The organism is Halomonas sp. SIMBA_159, from assembly GCF_046536035.1.
Taxonomy (GTDB): domain Bacteria; phylum Pseudomonadota; class Gammaproteobacteria; order Pseudomonadales; family Halomonadaceae; genus Vreelandella; species Vreelandella venusta_A.
The window spans coordinates 1-246 of the sequence record NZ_JAWJBT010001289.1; the positions used below are offsets into that span (position 1 = coordinate 1).

Sequence of the window (246 nt, forward strand, 5' to 3'; positions counted from 1 at the left end):
TCGCGTACCGCGGCGAACTCCCGGTGGCGCTGCTGCTCGACGGAGCGGTCGCCGCGTTCGAATGCGAGCAGCTCCTGGTGTCGGATGCTCGCGAGGCGCTGCCGCGGGCGTCTGCTGGTGCCGATCTTCACTCGCTCGTCGTAGCGGATGTAGTACACGACGTCGACGCGGGGGAGAGGGAGGTCGGTGTCGGGGGAATCGCCGTAGCGCCATCCGCAATCGGCGCAGCACCAGGCGCCGTCGATC

Annotated in this window: 1 protein-coding gene; it reads right to left on the reverse strand. The window is 69.5% G+C overall.

From position 1 onward, the window contains the following. Window positions 1-246, reverse strand: a 246-nt coding sequence (locus R0J87_RS23410) for a hypothetical protein (protein WP_498889374.1), incomplete at both ends; no start/stop codon positions are given.